At 46.8% G+C, this 16,053-nt stretch carries 13 protein-coding genes; 9 read left to right on the top strand and 4 right to left on the bottom strand.

Annotated features, from left to right (window positions below; translation table 11 throughout):
• The first annotated feature begins 2 nt into the window (after window positions 1–2).
• Window positions 3–740: a TIGR04219 family outer membrane beta-barrel protein gene (locus CBX96_RS15340; RefSeq protein ID WP_041408875.1), complete on the top strand. Its 738-nt coding sequence runs from the start codon at window positions 3–5 to the stop codon at window positions 738–740.
• A gap of 72 nt (window positions 741–812) precedes the next feature.
• Here CBX96_RS15340 and tolC read toward each other — a convergent pair whose 3' ends face one another.
• Entirely contained in the window at window positions 813–2,120 is a 1,308-nt protein-coding gene (gene tolC, locus CBX96_RS15335) for an outer membrane channel protein TolC (RefSeq protein WP_011623975.1), read from the bottom strand.
• A gap of 243 nt (window positions 2,121–2,363) precedes the next feature.
• Between tolC and nudF the strand changes: the two genes are divergently transcribed.
• Genes nudF through parC form a run of 7 tightly spaced genes read left to right on the top strand, consistent with a single transcriptional unit; the run spans window position 2,364 to window position 10,317 of the window.
• Window positions 2,364–2,975: an ADP-ribose diphosphatase gene (gene nudF / locus CBX96_RS15330; protein WP_109287288.1), complete on the top strand. Its 612-nt coding sequence runs from the start codon at window positions 2,364–2,366 to the stop codon at window positions 2,973–2,975.
• 4 nt (window positions 2,976–2,979) lie between these two features.
• Window positions 2,980–3,420 carry a DUF1249 domain-containing protein gene (locus tag CBX96_RS15325; RefSeq protein ID WP_181382217.1) on the top strand — a complete coding sequence of 147 codons (441 nt, stop codon included), beginning with the start codon at window positions 2,980–2,982 and terminating at the stop codon, window positions 3,418–3,420.
• A gap of 15 nt (window positions 3,421–3,435) precedes the next feature.
• Entirely contained in the window at window positions 3,436–4,275 is an 840-nt protein-coding gene (gene cpdA, locus CBX96_RS15320; RefSeq protein WP_011623972.1) for a 3',5'-cyclic-AMP phosphodiesterase, read from the top strand.
• A 26-nt stretch (window positions 4,276–4,301) separates the two neighbouring features.
• Entirely contained in the window at window positions 4,302–4,877 is a 576-nt protein-coding gene (locus CBX96_RS15315; protein WP_109287286.1) for a YqiA/YcfP family alpha/beta fold hydrolase, read from the top strand.
• A 56-nt stretch (window positions 4,878–4,933) separates the two neighbouring features.
• A complete protein-coding gene (gene parE, locus CBX96_RS15310) occupies window positions 4,934–6,820 on the top strand; it encodes a DNA topoisomerase IV subunit B (protein WP_086901999.1) in 1,887 nt (628 codons plus the stop codon).
• Between the two features lie 52 nt (window positions 6,821–6,872).
• Window positions 6,873–8,048, top strand: coding sequence for a sorbosone dehydrogenase family protein (locus CBX96_RS15305; RefSeq protein WP_086902000.1), 1,176 nt, complete (start codon window positions 6,873–6,875; stop codon window positions 8,046–8,048).
• Window positions 8,041–10,317: a DNA topoisomerase IV subunit A gene (gene parC, locus CBX96_RS15300; RefSeq protein WP_109287285.1), complete on the top strand. Its 2,277-nt coding sequence runs from the start codon at window positions 8,041–8,043 to the stop codon at window positions 10,315–10,317. Before CBX96_RS15305 ends, parC begins: the two co-directional genes overlap by 8 nt.
• Before the next feature lie 173 nt (window positions 10,318–10,490).
• On the opposite strand, the gene CBX96_RS15295 is transcribed toward parC, so the two are convergent.
• Together CBX96_RS15295 and CBX96_RS15290 are read right to left on the bottom strand one after the other, a co-directional pair.
• Window positions 10,491–11,534: a porin gene (locus tag CBX96_RS15295; protein ID WP_086902001.1), complete on the bottom strand. Its 1,044-nt coding sequence runs from the start codon at window positions 11,532–11,534 to the stop codon at window positions 10,491–10,493.
• A gap of 430 nt (window positions 11,535–11,964) precedes the next feature.
• On the bottom strand, window positions 11,965–13,029 hold the full coding sequence (locus CBX96_RS15290; protein ID WP_109287284.1) for a porin: 1,065 nt from the start codon (window positions 13,027–13,029) through the stop codon (window positions 11,965–11,967).
• 417 nt (window positions 13,030–13,446) lie between these two features.
• On the opposite strand from CBX96_RS15290, the gene tcdA reads away from it, so the two are divergent.
• A complete protein-coding gene (gene tcdA / locus CBX96_RS15285) occupies window positions 13,447–14,265 on the top strand; it encodes a tRNA cyclic N6-threonylcarbamoyladenosine(37) synthase TcdA (protein WP_109287283.1) in 819 nt (272 codons plus the stop codon).
• 145 nt (window positions 14,266–14,410) lie between these two features.
• Here tcdA and CBX96_RS15280 read toward each other — a convergent pair whose 3' ends face one another.
• Window positions 14,411–16,042: an ATP-binding protein gene (locus CBX96_RS15280; RefSeq protein WP_109287282.1), complete on the bottom strand. Its 1,632-nt coding sequence runs from the start codon at window positions 16,040–16,042 to the stop codon at window positions 14,411–14,413.
• Window positions 16,043–16,053 lie beyond the last annotated feature (11 nt).

Genomic DNA, 16,053 nt, shown 5'->3' with positions numbered 1-16,053 from the left:
TTATGAAAAAAACACTCCTCGCCAGTGCGGTATTAGGATGCTTAATGGCCACTTCTGCCCAAGCGGCTACTGTGGTTGGATTCAAAATTGGTGGTGATTACTGGCGCGCCGATACCAGCGGTACTTTTGCCGACAAAGGTCAACCACAACAAGGTTTTGACTACAGCTCATCGGCACAAGGTAGCTATTGGGTTGCGGTTGAGCATCCGCTGCCATTTATCCCGAATCTTAAAATTCGTGAAAATAGCTTAGATCAGAAGGGCAGTCTCACGAATGCAGACTTTACCTTCAATGGTCATGATTTTACTGGCAATGTGACCAGCTATACCGATCTGAGCAATACCGATTTTGTGCTGTATTACGAGTTGCTGGATAACGACATTCTGTCTTTGGATCTCGGTGCCGCCTACAAGCTGATGAACGGCTCTCTGCGCGTTCAAGACGCTGGCCATCCTGAAGAGAAAGATGTCGATAGCGGCATTGTGATGGGTTATGCCAGCACACACGTGAGCATGCCTGGCCTAGGTTTATTCGGTTTTGCGGATTTAATGCTTGGGGTAAACGAGTCTAACGTACATGACTATGCCATCGGCTTAGGCTGGGAGTTTGACGGTGTGGCTGTGGATACCCGTGTGCGCGTTGGTTACCGTGAGTTTGCCTTTGATGTGAATAATTTCTCTGGCATCAGCGCCGATACTAAGTTTGACGGTTATTTCGCGGGTGTAGAAATTGATTTCTAAGCGTTAACGCTAATGAATCAGCCATAAAAAAACCGCCATTTAGGCGGTTTTTTTATGGGATGTATCGCTATCTTATTCGGCTTTTAGACCGTTGTTGATAGAGATAACATCGTCTTCATTTAAGGTGCCTGCAGCTTGTTTCAACGCAATAATTGAGTTGATGTAGCTATAGCGGGCATCCGACAATTTACGTTTTGAGTCGTACAGGTCACGGGTACGGTTCAGTACGTCAACAATAGTACGAGTACCGACTTCGAAGCCCGCTTGTGTAGCCTTTAACGCACTTTCAGATGAAATCACTGACTGCTCATAAGCACGGATTGAGCTGATAGAAGCGCCTACGTTGTTGTAGTTGTTACGAACGTTTTTCACCACACTACGGTAGGTTTGCTCTAACTTCTCGCTTGCTTCCACGTATTGGAATTGTGCTTCTTTGACCTGTGAGGTAACTTTAAAGCCTTCGAAAATAGGAATGCTTAAGTTCACACCAACGTTCACATTGTCAAAATCAGGCTCATTCACGTCACCTGTTTTTTGCTCTAACCCTTTGTTATAGCCAGCGTTTAGGCTAAGAGATGGCATGTGGCCCGCTTTGTATAGGCTGATGGTCTCTTGGGCGATATCTTTACCGATGCGTTGAGTCATTAGATCGACGCTGTTGGTTTCAGCAATCTTTAGCCACTCGCTCGATGAGGTAGGTGCTGGTGTTACCGCGGAGAAACGGTTGGTGTCGAGCACGTTAATGGTCTTGTGATCGATACCTGTGATTTCACGCAGGGCTTCGTAGCTGTTGGCTAACGTGTTTTCAGCCAAAATTTCAGTAGCCGAGGCTAAGTCATACTGAGCTTGCGCTTCATGTACGTCGGTAATTGCAGTTAAACCTACGGCAAAACGTTGTTTAGTCTGCTCGAGTTGACGTTCAATCGCACGTTTCTCTGCGCCTTGGAACTCGTAGTTATCTTTCGCCGTTAACACATCAAAGTAGGCTTTAGTCACACGAGTGATTAAATTTTGCAGGGCAGAAGCGTAGTTTGAATCGGCTTGAGAAGCGGCTTTTTCGGCCAGACTTAAACCAACCCAAGCGCTGTGATCATAGATCACTTGGTTCAGCTTTAGGCTACCGGTTAATCCACTGGTATCGCTCTTAGGATCATTCCATGCTTTGTCATAACCTACGTTAGCGCTGATTGTCGGTAACAGTGGTGCACGGTTTTGTTCGATCTTTTCAAACAAGGCATTACGTTGAGCTTGTGCTTGTAATACTAGCGGGTCGCTCGTCAGTGCTTGTTGATATATTTGCAGTAAATCATCTGCTTGAACCGCTTGAGCGGAAGCCGCGAGAGTCAATGCTGCGCATAGAGAACGGATCTTAAATTTCATTTGCTGTCCTTATTAGACAAATTCTCCAAAAGGAGAAATATGTAACTTCGTTTAGACTAAGTAATGCCTTTACCAAGGCGGTTTGCGCTTCCCGACGCTTCCCGATACAGCTAAAACTTAATGTCGTAGAGTCTAAAAACTCCCACACGTTCAAGTCAACTGCGAAGTGTAACAGATTTTATTTTAAAAATGCGCCAAATTGCCTTGATAATAGGCGAAAATTTAACAGTTAAGGATTGAAATATGAAGCCTGCTGGTTTTTCGAAAACAGATGTTGAAATTCTTGAGAAAAAGTCGCTGTATCAGGGCTTTTTTGCCTTGGAGCAGTTTACTTTCAAGCATAAGCTTTTTGCCGGTGGTTGGAGCCAACCTGTGACCCGTGAAGTGTTTGAACGCGGCCATGCCGTGGTGGTTCTTCCCTATGATGTCGCGCGTGACAAGATTGTTTTGATTGAACAAATTCGTTTTCCTGCATTAGCGACCTCTAAATCTCCTTGGCTAATGGAGTTGGTCGCGGGTATGATTGCGCCCGACGAAACGCCACAGGATGTCGCACACCGCGAACTGCTCGAAGAAACAGGCTTAACCGCTCGCAATATGCATTTTGTGAATAGTTATTTGGCAAGTCCAGGTGGCAGTACGGAACGTTTCTATTTCTATTGGGCCGAGGTGGATTCATCCCAGGCGCAAGGTCTGCACGGATTAGCTGACGAACACGAAGATATTCGATTGCATGTGTTAGACCGTGAGGATGCCTATAATGAGGTCGTCAACGGGGCAATAGACAATGCTTCGACCGTAATTGGATTGCAGTGGTTGCAATTAAACTATCAGCAACTGGTTAAAGTTGGATAAAGGTTTGGCTACTTCAACATCGCACCGAAAACCGCGCTACCAACCTAACGTGAGCGACTTTTTAGCGCTATGCGGGCGTAACTACGGCTATATGCAGAAGTGGTTACCGCTCGATATTGAGGTGGGGCAGTCTTGGCAACTTGAAGGTGAAGCGGGTGTATTAGTAATCCGTATTTTAGAAAATACCAAATATACTCAATTAGTTGAGATCTCACGACCAGTTAAAATCATGGAGTTTATTAATACTCCCAAGGTGTTAGTTAGAATTTATCATGATGCTAAATTAGCAGAAGTGTTAACTGGTCAACAGATTTACCAATTGCGCCCAGTGTATGATTATCCCAATTTACGCATGTATCATAGCGATGAAAAGTACCAGGTTAATGCATTCCTGGGGGAGTTATTGAAGATTGGCAGCCAACAACGTTTGGTGTGTCAGTCTTAGAATTGGGTATTCAATGTGCTGAAAGAGGCAGTCTCTTACTCCATAGCTGAAGAAGAAAGTGTGCGCATAGTGCAAGTCACTGATCCGCACCTTTTTGCCGATCCTGAGGCTCAGTTATTAGGGGTCAACACCAGTAAAAGTTTTGCTGCTGTGCTTAATACGATTCGTGCTGTCGACTATCCAGCGCATCTGATGTTAGCCACGGGCGATTTAAGCCAAGATTATTCCCCCGAATCCTATCGTCAATTCGTGGCCGCTGTGGCGCCACTCAATTTACCTTGCCATTATCTTCCGGGTAATCATGATGATCCGCGGATTATGTTTTTGCATATGCAGGGTGAGCGGATTTTCGGTCAGCAGCGTATCTTGGTCGGAAAATGGCAAATCTTGATGCTGGACTCCACCGTTCGGGGAAAGCCCGGCGGCAATATGGCCGAGAGTCAATTCGAACTCATTGAACAGGCCATAGCCGCACATCCAGACCGCCATACCTTACTGGTGATGCACCACAACCCTATTTTGGTGAATTGCGCGTGGTTAGACCAACATTGCATGGATAATGGCACTGAGTTTCTCAGACGTGTCGCCCAATACCCGCAGGTTAAAGGGTTACTCTGGGGACATGTGCATCAACAGTTGGATACCGATTACGATGGTCCCCATGGCGCGCTGCAATTAATGGCAACGCCTTCCACTTGTATTCAGTTTAAACCGCAATCGCCTTATTTTGCCCTCGATGGACTGCAACCCGGTTATCGTTTGCTGGAGCTGAAGGCCGATGGTAGCATCTGCACTAATGTGTATCGCGTGCCGGGAAATCTGTTTTCCCCCGATAAAGATTCCAGCGGTTATTAACGCGAGTGACCGCAGCTTGAGGAACTATGCTGCTCTATATTCACGGATTCAACAGTTCACCTTTCTCCGATAAAGCGGTGATGACGGCGCAATATATGGCCGAGCATCACCCTTCCTTAGTATTCCATCAACCGCAATTACCCAATACTCCCAAGGCCGCCATGGCCTTGCTACTGCAATATGTTGAGGCTGCCAAGCAAGCGGGCGAGCCACTGAGCTATATTGGCTCATCCTTGGGGGGATATTTTGCGAGTTACTTGGCAGAACACTATGGTGGCCGCGCTGTGTTGGTTAATCCGGCCGTCAAGCCCTTTGAGCTGTTTGATGAGTTTATGGGGCCGCAATTTAACCCTTATACCGAAGAGCATTATCAGGTATTGCCGGAGCATAAGCAGGAAGTGGCTGAATTTAATACGGCTGTTATCCGCAATCCCGATCGTTTTTTGGTACTATTGCAAACGGGCGATGAAGTGCTGGATTATCGTGAAACACTGCATAAGTATCACCATTGCCAATTACGGATCGAAGCCGGTGGCGATCACAGTTTTGTGGGTTATGAGCGATATCTGCAAACTGTAAGCCAATTTTTACACTTACCTTGACAAATAGTCATCCAGAGCCGCAACATGGCCGGATATAACAACTTATAGCGTACACTATGACGAATCAATACACCTCTGACGCCATTGAAGTTCTTAACGGACTCGACCCAGTTAAACGCCGTCCAGGTATGTATACCGATACCACCCGACCTAACCACTTAGGCCAAGAGGTCATAGATAACAGTGTGGACGAGGCTTTAGCGGGCCACGCCACTAAAATCGAAGTTGTGCTCCATACCGATAACTCTCTGGAAGTCACCGACGATGGTCGGGGGATGCCGGTAGATATTCACCCTGAAGAAGGCATTCCTGGGGTCGAGCTTATCCTCACTAAACTGCATGCGGGCGGTAAATTTTCGAATAAGAATTACCAATTCTCCGGTGGTTTGCACGGTGTGGGGATTTCGGTGGTTAACGCCCTGTCTCGTCGCGTCGAAGTGACGGTACGCCGTGATGGCCAAGTGTATGATATTGCTTTTGAAAATGGCTTTAAGGTTGAAGAGTTAAAAGTCACTGGTACTTGTGGTCGTCGCAATACTGGTACTCGAGTACATTTCTGGCCCGACGCCAGCTATTTTGATTCGGCAAATTTCTCCAACTCCAAACTCATCTATTTGCTGCGCGCTAAGGCAGTGTTGTGCCCGGGCCTGAGGATCAAATTTACCAATAAACACACCAACGAAGTCCATGAGTGGTACTACGAGAGTGGTTTAACGGATTATCTCAAGGCGGCGGTTGGCGATAACCTCATGCTGCCAGAAGAGCCTTTTATCGGCAGCTTTAAAGGACAAATTGAAGCCGCGGATTGGGCGATTACTTGGCTGCCTGAAGGTGGCGATGCGATTAACGAAAGCTATGTTAACTTGATCCCAACGCCATTGGGTGGAACCCACGTGAATGGATTCCGCCAAGGTTTGCTGGAATCGATGCGCGAGTTTTGCGAGTTTCGCAATCTGATCCCCCGCGGTATCAAGTTGTCGCCTGAGGATATTTGGGATCGCGCTGCCTTCATTCTCTCGGTGAAGATGCAAGATCCGCAATTTGCTGGCCAAACCAAAGAGAAACTCTCGAGCCGTCAAAGCTCGGCCTTTGTTTCTGGCATTGTGCGTGACGCGTTTTCATTGTGGTTAAACTCGAATACCGAATTGGCCGAGTCGCTGGCGGAAATGTGTATCAACAACGCCCAGCGCCGCTTAAAAGCCGCGAAAAAAGTCGCCCGTAAAAAAGTCACTTCTGGCCCGGCATTACCGGGTAAATTGACCGACTGTAGCGGCCAAGATCCAATGCGCGGCGAACTCTTCTTAGTGGAAGGGGATTCTGCGGGCGGCAGTGCCAAACAGGCGCGTGACCGTGAGTTCCAAGCCATTATGCCGCTGCGTGGTAAAATCCTAAACACTTGGGAGGTCGATGCCTCGCAGGTGTTGGCTTCGCAGGAAGTGCATGATATCTCGGTGGCGATTGGTTGCGATCCCGACAGCAACGATATCTCCGAGTTAAGATACGGCAAGATTTGTATTCTCGCCGACGCGGACTCCGACGGGCTACATATTGCAACTTTACTCTGCGCTCTGTTTCTGAAACATTACCGAGTGCTGGTCGAACAGGGCCATGTATATATCGCTATGCCACCGCTGTTCCGTATCGATATAGGTAAGGATGTTTACTACGCCTTAGATGAGGCTGAAAAAGAAGGTATTCTCGACCGTATTACTGCCGAGAATAAAAAGGGTAAGGTCCAAGTTACACGCTTTAAAGGTCTGGGTGAGATGAACCCGCTGCAATTGCGTGAAACGACTATGGATCCAAACACTCGCCGTTTAGTTCAGTTAACCATTGATGATGTAGAAGAAACTGATTCACTGATGGATATGTTGCTGGCTAAGAAACGTTCGCCGGATCGTAAAACTTGGCTCGAGGATAAGGGTGACATGGCGGTACTTTAATGTTGTGCACTATTGCCGATAACAATAAAACTTAGGCATAAAGAAAATTACCATGTTGTATATAAAAACTAATAATTATAAATATTTAAGGGTGTTCTCTGCCTTCGGGACCCTACTGGCGAGTCTGGCGTTATTAACAAGTCAGACAGCGATAGCGGGGTCTCAGTCGATCATGATTACCGTGTCGAAGGGATTTGGTTTATCCCTTTATGCCTCCGATCTCGGGGATGCAAAACAGATTGCCATGGGCTCAAATGGCACGCTATTTGTGGGTTCCAATAAGAGTGGCACAGTCCATGCGCTCGTTGATAGCAACCAAGATGGTCGTGTGGATAAACGTTATGTGATTGCGAAAGGGCTCGAATCCCCCGACGCGATAGCCTTCCATAATGGCGATCTTTTTGTTGCAACCGAAAACCGTATCGTACGTTTTATTGATATCGAGCAGCGCCTGCGCCGTCCGACTCGTCCAAAAGAGATCTACAGCGATCTGCCAGAATCTGATAAGAAAAGTGCCCGCGCGATGAATTTTGGCCCCGATGGCCGCTTGTATGTTTCCATCGGTGCCCCGTGCAACGTGTGTGAGGCGAGTGCGCCCTACAGCAGCATAATTGCGATTAATGTCGATACTGGAGCAAGTGAGCAGATCGCTCTCGGTGTGCGTGATGCGACCGGATTTGACTGGTCTCCCCAAGATGGCAAGTTATGGTTTGCCGACCAAGGTCGTGATTGGATGGGGGATAATTTACCACCCGATGAAATCAACCGAGTCGATGTGATTGGCAGCCATTATGGTTTCCCGTATTTGCACGCTTCGTCCGTGGTCGAGCCTGCCTACGAAAAACCTAAAAATTTAAAAATTACCGTCCCAGTGTATGAACTGCCGGCCCATGTTGCACCGACTGGCCTCGCGTTTTACCGCGGTAAGCAATTCCCTGAGATCTACCATAATCAATTGTTTGTTGCTGAAAATGGTTCTTGGAACCGTTCAAGCAAAGTGGGTTATCAGATCGTCATGTTGAAACTCGAGAATGAGCAAGTTGTCAGCCGCGAAACCGTCGTGAGTTTTCTTGATGGCGAGTTTCCCGTTGCCCGTCCCTATGCTTTGTTATCGGGGGAAGATGGCGCAATGTACATCTCGGATGATTTGAAAGGTAACCTGTATCGGCTGTTCTATAAGGATGGCGATAATACTGAAGAACCACAGGAACTAGAAGAAAATGAGTGACGCGATCAAGTTAAGCTTAGATGGCGTAGAGCAGATGCCCCTGCGGCGCTTTACCGAAGAAGCTTATCTGAACTATTCCATGTACGTCATCATGGACCGAGCCTTGCCCCATATCGGTGACGGGCTTAAGCCGGTGCAGCGGCGGATTATTTATGCCATGAGTGAGCTAGGGTTATCGGCTCAGTCAAAACATAAAAAATCAGCCCGTACCGTCGGTGACGTACTCGGTAAGTACCATCCCCATGGCGACAGTGCGTGTTATGAGGCTATGGTGCTGATGGCGCAGCCATTTTCTTACCGTTATCCGCTAGTCGATGGTCAAGGCAACTGGGGTGCGCCAGACGATCCTAAGTCCTTCGCCGCGATGCGTTATACCGAGGCGCGCCTGTCTAAGTTCTCCGAAGTATTATTGTCTGAGCTGGGACAAGGTACGGTCGAGTGGGGCGCTAACTTCGATGGCACCTTGAAAGAACCTAAAGTGCTGCCCGCACGTTTACCGCATATTTTACTCAATGGCATCACGGGTATCGCTGTCGGTATGGCAACGGATATTCCGCCCCATAACGCTAGAGAGTTAGTCAATGCCTGCGTGGCCTTGCTTGATGAGCCTAAACTGGAGCTGGAGCAGTTGATGGGCTACGTGCCAGGGCCTGATTATCCGACTGAAGCTGAGATCATCACCCCGTCTGCCGACATTGCCAAAGTCTATGAAACGGGTCGCGGCTCCTTAAAAGCCCGCGCCGTGTATAGCGTCGATGCCGGTGAGATTGTGATCACCGCGCTGCCGCACCAAGCCAGTAGCGGCAAAATTTTAGAGCAAATCGCCGCCCAGATGCAGGCGAAAAAGCTGCCTATGGTGGCGGACTTACGTGATGAGTCTGACCACGAAAACCCTGTGCGACTGGTGGTGGTGCCGCGTTCAAATCGCGTCGATTGCGATCAACTGATGGCGCACTTATTTGCGACCACCGATCTTGAGAAAAGCTTTAGGGTAAACCTGAACGTCTTAGGCCTAGATGGTCGTCCACGCGTCAAAGGATTAAAAGAGCTATTAACCGAATGGTTAGAGTTCCGTGTCGATACCGTAAGGCGTCGTCTCGAGTATCGCCTCGATAAAGTCTTAGCAAGGTTACATATCCTCGAAGCCTTGATGATAGCTTTCCTCAATATCGATGAAGTGATTGAAATCATTCGCTTCCACGATGAGCCAAAGGCCGAGTTAATGGCGCGCTTTAACCTGACGGATAGGCAAGCCGAAGCCATCCTCGAGTTAAAATTACGTCATTTAGCCAAGTTAGAAGAGTTTAAAATCAAGGCTGAGCAGAATGAGCTTGAAGCCGAGCGTGACAAATTAGAGCAGTTATTAAGCTCTGATCGCCGCTTAAAAACCTTGATCAAGAAAGAATTAATTCAAGATGGCGAAACCTATGGCGACGATCGCCGCTCACCGATTGTTGAGCGCCATGAGTCCCGCGCCTTAACCGAGCAGGAGCTGACGCCGAGCGAGCCAGTGACTGTGGTGTTATCTGAAAAAGGCTGGGTGCGTTGCGCTAAGGGCCATGATATCGATGCCGAGTCTTTGTCCTATAAGGCGGGGGATCAATATCTATGCAGTGCGATGGGACGCAGTAATCAGGCGGCGGTATTTATTGATTCATCTGGCCGCGCCTTTGCGACCGACAGTCACAGCCTGCCATCGGCGAGAAGCCAAGGCGAGCCCATCACCACGCGCTTTAATATGGCGCCGGGTGAAACCATGCAGCATGTGATTTTGGGTGAAGACGAGCAATGTTTCCTGCTCGCCACCGATGCAGGTTACGGTTTTATCTGTACTTACAACGATATGGTGTCACGTAACAAGGCGGGTAAAGCCCTGTTAAGCTTACCGCCGAATGCCAAGTCTTTGCCGCCGAGAGCGATTGACCGCAATCGCGAGATGTCGATTCTTGCCATCACCAATGAAGGGCGTATGTTACTGTTTTCATTGGAAGCATTGCCACAGTTGTCTAAGGGTAAGGGTAACAAGATTATCGGTATTCCGAGTGAGCGCGCTAAGAATCGTGAAGAGCTGATGACCCACTTACAACTTGTGCCAGCTGACACTTCGGTCACCCTATGGGCAGGTAAGCGTAAACTCACCTTAAAACCGAGCGATTTAGAGCATTATCGGGGTGAACGTGGCCGCCGCGGCGCCAAGTTACCGCGCGGGTTACAACGTGTTGATAGCGTTGAATTAGGCGAAGGTGCAGAGGTTTTACCTAGCATTTAACGGTCATTTGAGCTTGCGTAAGAGTTAGTCGTAACAAGTTAATCAAAGCCACTCAAGTGTCACTTGAGTGGCTTTTTTATGACAATCACTCGGCACTTTGTACTGAATTTGAGGTATAAAAAAACCTACCGCAAGCGGTAGGTTTTTTTCGCTAATATCTTTTAAGAAGGATATTAGAAGTCGTAACGTACACCTACAGAGAATACGTTGTCGTCTTCTAAGTCAAACTTAGCACCAGTAGTGTCTTTGTAGTCGCCTTTGTACATTGAGTACTGGCCATACACCATAGTTGATTTAGATAAGCGGTAGTCAGCACCAAGGTTAACGTTTTGTACGCTGATATCATCGGCGCCAGCTTGACCTAATGCTTTGTAGTATTTACCGAAACCAGCTTCATCGTAGCCGTATTCAGCTTTCAGATTCACACCGTTCAGATCGTAAGATACGTTCACGAAGTAAGTGTTACCATCGATAGCGCTATCAGTTACTTTTTCAGAGTTTTGGAATAAACCACCGAGTTTGAACTGACCTAATTTAACTTGAGCTACACCACGGTATGCATCAACTGCATCGATACCTTTGTTGTAAGCAACAGCTACGTAGTAGTTTTGTTCTTTGAACTTGCTATCACCCAGAGTCGCGCTCAGAGCGTATAAGCTTTCGTTAGTTTTAGCTGTAGTGTCGTTATCGTCGAACAGGTAAGTTGCGTTTAACGTCACTAAGTTAGCGATTTTTGGAGAGTAGTACCAAACACCGTCAGCGCTACGAGTTTGAGCGCTAACTAAACGGTCGATATCCGCGTTGGTGTTACCGAAAATATCTACGCCGCCTTCAGCTTGCTTGAATACTGTGTCGTTACGACCGACTAATACAGTACCTGCATTGGTTTTTAAACCTAAGTAAGTGTTACGAGCTTTGAACACGTCACCTGAGCCAGAAGTGTTTTCAACTTGGAATTCCATTTGATAAACAACGTCATAGCCATCAGCAATCTTCTCAGTACCTTTAACACCTAATAAAGAGAAGTTGTTTTCTAAGTAAGTGCCGCTTTCACCTAAATCAACACCGTTTGTGCCAGATTGTAGAGTTGCACCTGTTTCAGTATTAGTTACAGCAAGCTCTAAACGACCGTAGAAGCTTGGGCCTTCGGCTAGCGCACCGAATGAAGCCAGCGCTAATACTGATGCAACTGATGCAGAGATGAATGTCTTTTTCATGTTTTGTGCTCCCTCGAACCTAAGTTCTTATCCATTTTTCATGGTTTTTGTGTGGTTTAACACATTTGTTACTGGAATCGGTAACAAAGTTGCCGCCGATTTTTACAGTTTTACGACTTGCAGGCTGTGTTGCAGATCATGTTTTTGGCTCTCCTTGTCCATATTCGGGGTTTTTTAGGATATTTCCTTATATCTCAACCGCAAATTGGAATGAAAGTGGTAAAACAGTATTTTTCACTTACTACTAAAGAGGTAGGTAAAGCGCTGTAGCTTAAGTGAGTCGGCGAGGCTAACTGTAGCATATACTAATGTTGTCGCAAGTTTGTCATAAATGGGGCGGGAGAATGCTATTTAGTACGAGATACAATAAAAAAGCGGCCAAAGCCGCTTTTTTATCAAATATTATCTGTTTCGAATTAGAATAATACTATTAAAAATCAATACGTAAACCTACAGTAAACACATTGTCGTCTAGGTCTTGTTTTGTACCTGCTAGCATAAGGTCGCCGTCGAAGCGAGTGTAGTGACCATAGACCATAGTCTTAGTGCTAAGTCGGTAATCTGCGCCTACTGTGAGCTGTTGAAGGTCGACATCACTCACTTGTTCGAGGTTACCGCTGTCTTGGCTGCCGACAAAACGGCTGACATATTTACCTAAACCAGAGTCATCTTTACCGTAAACCAGCTTGAATTTCAAATCATCCATTAGATAAGCAGCATTCACAAAATAGGTCTCACCCGAGAGATTTGAGAATCTGTCGTCAATATGCTCGCTGTGCTGATAAATGGCACCAAAGAGGAAATCGCCAAATTTTGCTTGGGCAACACCACGGTAGGCTTCGATATTTTCGATGCCATCGTTATAGGCCGCCGCAACATAGTAATTATGGGTTTTAAAGGTCTTGTCGCCTAAAGTGGCGCTTAAGGCATACATTTGATCTTGGCTATAAACTTCGTTGCCTTGGCTATCGCGTTGATCGTAGTTGTCGCTCATCAGATAGGTGGCGTTAAGGGTGACAAGATCGGCGATCTTAGGGGAATAATAGGAAATGCCATCGGCTGAGCGTGTTTGGCCTGCCAATAACAGGTCGATGTCGGCGTTGGTGTTGCCGAACAAATCAAAACCGCCTTCAGACGCTTTAAATACCGTATCGTTACGGCCCGCTAAAACGGTACCCGCTACGCTTCTCACCCCGAGGAAGGTATTACGTGCATTGAAGGTTTTATTCGAGTTATCAAAGTTTTCTACGCCAAATTCCATTTGATAGATGATATCAAAGTAAGGGCTTACGCTTTCAGAGCCTTTGACACCCACCCAAGAAAAGTTGTTTTCGAGTACTGTGCCATCTTTCTGATTTTGAGCGGCGTAACCTTTTTCTGAGTCGGTGATACTCAGGTCAACATGGCCGTAAAATTCTGGGCCATCGGCTAGGGAGTTAAATGAGCAAAATGCGAGACTAGCGGCAATCGCTGTAGTGAGCAGATTCTTTTTCATCTTCATTTTCCTGTACTTATATCATTATTTTATGCAGCAAGAGTTATCTCTTTTTACTGCGGAGTGTGGAGCTTTGGTGCTGCGCAGTGTGACAGGCAAACGAATTAAAAATGTGATCCTGATCACTTGATGTTGAAATAGCTCTGTTTTTAACACTATGTTTTACAAGGTTAAAACGAACTTTTAATCTGAGTTTACCTAATATATGAGCCTATGATTCAGGAAAGTGCCAATGACTACATTTGCCGCACTTTTGTATCTGAGTGCAACTTGGCAAACCTAGGTCGAGATAGATTTCGGTTTTTGGTCCAAATCGTATAAAATCCACGGCGCATTTTTATTGCGTTACGCTGCTGTAGATTGTCTTTCACATCCTCTAAGGGCGGCCATTGTTAGTTAGATATAAGGTAAGTATTGATGACTGAAGCCTATCAGAATCGCTTTGGTGGCATTGGCCGCTTGTACGGGCAAAAGGCGCTCGCTAAATTTGCCGCCTCCCATGTGGTGGTGATTGGCATTGGCGGCGTTGGCACATGGGCGGCGGAGGCGTTGGCACGCAGTGGTATTGGCCAAATTACCCTGATTGATTTGGATGATATCTGCGTAACAAACACCAACCGTCAAATTCATGCTCTGTCATCGACGATTGGCGAGTCTAAAGTGGCTGTGATGGCGCAGCGGATCCGTGCGATCAATCCCGATTGTCAAGTCAATGAAGTGGAAGACTTTATTACGGTCGATAACCTTGGCGAATATTTGCTTGGGGCCAAGGCGGGTGGCAATATTGATTATGTAGTGGATTGTATTGATGCGGTTAAGCAAAAGGCGGCGCTGATTGCTTGGTGTAAACGTCAAAAAATTAAGATTGTGACCGTTGGCGGCGCGGGCGGTCAAACCGATCCAACACAGATCCAGCTTACCGATCTGGCTAAAACCTACCAAGATCCTTTACTGGCCAAAGTGCGTAATATTTTGCGCCGCGAATATAACTTTTCCAAAAATGTGCAGCGCCGTTTTGCCGTCGATGCAGTGTTTTCCAGCGAGCAATTAGTTTATCCCCAAGCCGATGGTTCTGTGTGTAGCAGTAAAGCGACGGCCGATGGTTCTATGCGTATGGATTGTGCCTCTGGCTTTGGCGCCGTCACTATGGTGACTGGGACTTTTGGCTTTGTGGCGGCCAGCCGGGTACTTGCTAGGCTCGCTCAAATTGCAAATGAACCAACTGCGAGCGAATAAGCGGTGAATCAATAAGATAAATACTCATCTTTAACAACAAAAATCCACAGCCATTGCTGTGGATTTTTGTTTAGTGGCACCAGTGTTTGCTTTACTCGCCTTCAACTCGTGCCACTTGCTATTAAGCTCGTAATCAAGCGCACCATCAAATTGTAAAGTCATGGTGTGTGGTCAGTTTAGGCGCATCACACTGGGTAAGGGGAATACGGATATTGAATTTAGCGCCTCCCAGTGCCGAGTCTGCTTGGTAGTTCATGGTGCCCTTTAGCAGTGTGGCGGCATTAAAGGCGGCGGATAAGCCTAAGCCAGTGCCACCTTTACTCCTGTTGGTGGTAAAGAAGGGCTCAAACATATGCTCTGCCACCTCGGGGGGAATGGCGATACCATTGTTTTCAATGCTGATATTGACATAGTCTTGCTCTAAATTCGCTGTGATCTGAATTTGGTTATTCTGTCTATCCTGGAAGGCATGGGTGAAGGCGTTGGAGAGAATATTACTGACAATTTGATTGAGCAGGCTGACATTGGTCTGGATATTGAGTGTTGGCGTAACCTGTAGCTGGGTTTGTACGCTGACCTTGGGATACATGATTAAGGTCGATTCTAGGATCTCCTTAAGCTGGCTTTGCAGATTAATGCATTGATGTTCTTCGTGGCTACGATCGATGGCGATCGTTTTAAATTTTTGGATCAGGCTGCTGGCTTTGGTGATATTACGGACGATTAGCTCACAGCTTTCTTGATACTCATCTAAAATGGCGTTGATTTCGTCGAGGGTGGCGTGTTCGCTGTGAATGAGGTCAATCAGCTCTTCGATATGGTTCAGTTGAGTGCTGGCCGCCGTCAAACAAATGCCGATCGGCGTATTGATCTCATGGGCAACCCCAGAGACGAGCCCACCCAAGGCGGCCATTTTTTCCTGCTCGACTAATACTTGCTGCGCCCGTTTTAGTGCCGTTAATGACTGTTCTAATTCTTGGGTTCTTTCTTTGACCTGTCTTGCGAGCTCTTCCTTATAACTCCGTTCGAGTTTCAGCAACCGTTCTCTGTCTTCTAAGGCGGTTTGCAGTTCGGCTTTAGAGCTTTTCAGTGCCTCAAAGGAGCTGCGAAGCTGGTCCTGCATGCTGTTGATGGCATCGGCGACTTGCTTAAACTCATCGACCTTGTCTTTACGTTCAAATTGCAGCGGTTCAAAGTCGGTATCTAAGTCGATGCGTTTGCAGTAATTGCTCAGTTTGTCGAGATGTTTAGTGATGTTGTACCAGACGAGAAACAGGATAAATCCCGCCACTAAGAAGGTTTTAATGCCATTGGAGAGCAGAATGAGGATCGCTTTATCGTAGAGACGTTGATAGATAGCATCCATATCCACTTGGACTTCTAAACTGCCGACATTGATATTATCCGTGGGCGACTTATACACCAGAGGAAAGGTTTTACTGAGCGTGTGGTTTTGCTTTTGCTCGCCAGAATTCCACGACTGACCACTGTCATCTTTGATTGAAATGTAATTGATATCAGGTAGTTGGATAAGGCCATTTAGTTGAGTATTAATCAGTCTTTCATCGATAACCCAAATGCTGGCGGCGAGGACATCGAGGTTAGCTTTTTCAATATTGGAGAATACACGGTCGATGCGAGTGACATCGCCACGGTAGTCGCTGATCAGTTGGTAGGCGGTCGTCATTAAGGTAATCAGAGAGCTGAACAGCACGATAGACAAGGTAAGATGCCTGCCTATCGGGCTTTTAATAAATTGACTAAAGAATGTCAGCATCTAAATAGTCT

Source organism: Shewanella sp. BC20, assembly GCF_003129585.1.
Classification (GTDB): domain Bacteria; phylum Pseudomonadota; class Gammaproteobacteria; order Enterobacterales; family Shewanellaceae; genus Shewanella; species Shewanella seohaensis.
This window is presented reverse-complemented; position numbering and strand designations above follow the sequence as displayed.

Bases quoted from the DNA above. Each gene is read 5' to 3' on its own strand.
- CBX96_RS15315 (WP_109287286.1), top strand. From the start codon at position 4,302: ATGCTGCTCTATATTCACGGATTCAACAGTTCACCTTTCTCCGATAAA.
- nudF (WP_109287288.1), top strand. From the start codon at position 2,364: ATGAAGCCTGCTGGTTTTTCGAAAACAGATGTTGAAATTCTTGAGAAA.
- CBX96_RS15305 (WP_086902000.1), top strand. From the start codon at position 6,873: ATGTTGTATATAAAAACTAATAATTATAAATATTTAAGGGTGTTCTCT.
- CBX96_RS15280 (WP_109287282.1), bottom strand. From the start codon at position 16,042: ATGCTGACATTCTTTAGTCAATTTATTAAAAGCCCGATAGGCAGGCAT.
- parE (WP_086901999.1), top strand. From the start codon at position 4,934: ATGACGAATCAATACACCTCTGACGCCATTGAAGTTCTTAACGGACTC.
- CBX96_RS15290 (WP_109287284.1), bottom strand. From the start codon at position 13,029: ATGAAAAAGAATCTGCTCACTACAGCGATTGCCGCTAGTCTCGCATTT.
- CBX96_RS15340 (WP_041408875.1), top strand. From the start codon at position 3: ATGAAAAAAACACTCCTCGCCAGTGCGGTATTAGGATGCTTAATGGCC.
- parC (WP_109287285.1), top strand. From the start codon at position 8,041: ATGAGTGACGCGATCAAGTTAAGCTTAGATGGCGTAGAGCAGATGCCC.
- CBX96_RS15295 (WP_086902001.1), bottom strand. From the start codon at position 11,534: ATGAAAAAGACATTCATCTCTGCATCAGTTGCATCAGTATTAGCGCTG.
- tolC (WP_011623975.1), bottom strand. From the start codon at position 2,120: ATGAAATTTAAGATCCGTTCTCTATGCGCAGCATTGACTCTCGCGGCT.
- tcdA (WP_109287283.1), top strand. From the start codon at position 13,447: ATGACTGAAGCCTATCAGAATCGCTTTGGTGGCATTGGCCGCTTGTAC.